Genomic DNA, 2,361 nt, shown 5'->3' with positions numbered 1-2,361 from the left:
GGGAGCCAGCCCCCTGGACCCCGATTCATGGCTTGCCTGCACATCAAATCAACACAGTTGAGCCACTAGCGGTTCTGCTGACTTATCTGGTCCGTCAGACCGGGAACCCCGGGGGCGATCCCCTCGAAGAAAGACTTCAGGAACGATTTTTCGTCCAGGGAGTTGCGTAATGCCAGGATGTCATCCTTGGAGAGGGTTCCCAGTCCATCAACCATGGCCTTGGCCTGCTTGTAAAACAGACCGCTGGAAAAATTATGTCCCAGAACGGAGGCATAGTGGCGGGCATCTTCGGTCATTCCCAGTCGCAGAGAGGTCAACACCAGACTGAACAAGGCCTCTTCCGCATAGGGGGTGCGGCTGTAATCGGCATTTTCCACCACCCGCCGGAAACGATTGGCGGCGGCGATGAACTGATCCCGATCCAGATAAAAACGACCGATCACCACCTCCTGGGCAGCCATACGATCATTGCACAGGTTGAGCATTTTTTTCGCTTCCTGGGCATAGTCGCTGTTGGGAAAACGCACCATCACCTCTCGCAGGGCCACAGCCGCCTGTCGGGTTCGGTTCTGATCGCGCAAAGGATCGGATATGCGCATGAAGTCGGCCATGCCACGCATATAGTAGGCATACGAGACACCTTCATGGCGCGGGTGCAGGCGAATGAACCGCTCCGCCGAACTGGAGCATTCGTCATACTCCTCCTTCTTGAACTGGGAATAGATCACATTGAGCTGCGAACGGACAGCCCAAGGCGAGAAAGGGTGTTTTTGGTCGATCTCCTGAAACAATTTTGTCGCAGTCGTATATTTTTTTTCATGCAACGCCTCGATCGCCTCGCGGTAGAGAACCTCCGGGGGATCGTTTCTCTCCTTTTCCGGGGTGCTGCTACAGCCTGTCAAAAGCAGGACGATGACCAGCAGAATGGTCGACAATGACTTGTTCATGAATGCAATGTCCTTCCTTGCCCAACTTGAAACACAGGAGTCGATCCTTGACTTATCTGGTTGATATCGTGCATGATATGACAATACCGGGTCGTTTGACGAGGGAACGTCCGCACCATGGCCCGGAAGAGCTTTGCCGACAATGCGCAAGATGCGTTCCAGGGGAGAGTCATCCCGACTTTTCTGCTGCCAGGCGTCCGCTGACCACTGCGGATTCAATCGTCGCTGGCAGGCCGGTGTTGGTCCAATCTCCGGCCAGAAACAGATTGCGCCACGGCGTCAACGTCCCAGGCCGGGAGGCTACAAGATCTGGCCATGGCGCCAATGTGGCCCGTTTTTCCCGTATGACTCGTCCCGTGACCACGCCTGCATGCGCCAAGGCCGGGGCCAGGGCGATCACCTCCTGCCGTGCCTGGGCCAACAGGCGTTCCGTGGGCCAATGCACCTCCCGATAGGCGCCACTGATGACCGCACTGATGCGGGCCGGTTGCCCTGCGTCCGCTCCCGCCAATCGGTTGCGATCAAAAAACCATTGCCAAACCCCGTCAGGCGTTCCGACCAGGGGCTCGGGCAACCCCCCTGGCAGGGACCAGCGCAGATGCACGGAGACAATCGGGGCATAGACCGGGGGCACCAGCCAACCTGGGTTCCACGTTGGCAGGATGCGCGCCAGGGCATGGTGGGGCAGGGTGGAAATCACCGGTCCATGCACCGCCAGGCGTTCGCGCGCCGTCACCACAGCAACCACCCGATCCCCTTTCGTTTCCAAATGTTGGACAGGAGATTGGCAACGCACGTCGCCCCCCTGTCGCTCAATCGCCTGCCGGGCTGGTTCAGCCAGCAATCGGGTGAGCGGTATGCGGGGGATATGCACTTTGCCCGCTTCGCGCCCGCCAAGCAGCACCCGCCCCAGCACAGTCACGAACAACCCCGCATCCGCAGAGGCTGGCGGTTCGTTCATGATGGCCAGGCAGAGTGGCCCCCACAACAAGCGCAGCATGTTGACACTTTGCTGCTGTTCCTGGAGCCAATGTCTGACGGTTTGACCGGGCGGGGGCAACTTTCCCCCGGCCAGACGCCTGCCCAACAGCATGGCCAGCCAGCGTTCGTGCAGGGAGATGCCTGGCATGCGCAACAGGCCGGCCAGGAGATGCCAGGGTGTCGGCCAATCCGGGCAGTCCAGTTGGTACCAACCGGCTTCGGAGGTCCAAAAGGGCAACACCATTCGGTCAGGTTGCCACAGATGTTTCCGGGTGCCCAGTTGCTGCAAAAGGGCCAGGGACTCCTGGCAGGCCCCAAGCAGCAGGTGGGGACCATGATCCAGCTCTTCGCCCATACGCCGGTCCGGAAACGAGCGGAGACGACCACCCGGCGTTTTGGCGGATTCCAGGAGCAATGGCCGGCGGCCCTGTTG

Annotated in this window: 2 protein-coding genes; both read right to left on the bottom strand. The window is 59.7% G+C overall.

All coding sequences use genetic code 11. The features are described from left to right. Positions 1-65: 65 nt before the first annotated feature. On the bottom strand, positions 66-947 hold the full coding sequence (locus HQL63_16260) for an outer membrane protein assembly factor BamD (GenBank protein MBF0178375.1): 882 nt from the start codon (positions 945-947) through the stop codon (positions 66-68). Between the two features lie 169 nt (positions 948-1,116). Further along, on the bottom strand, positions 1,117-2,361 hold a 1,245-nt coding region (locus HQL63_16255; GenBank protein MBF0178374.1), incomplete at its 5' end, for an FAD-dependent oxidoreductase.

The sequence above is a fragment of the Magnetococcales bacterium genome, assembly GCA_015231175.1.
GTDB lineage: Bacteria > Pseudomonadota > Magnetococcia > Magnetococcales > DC0425bin3 > HA3dbin3.
Note: the sequence above shows the minus strand (reverse complement) of the source record. Positions and strands in the feature narration are given on the sequence as shown.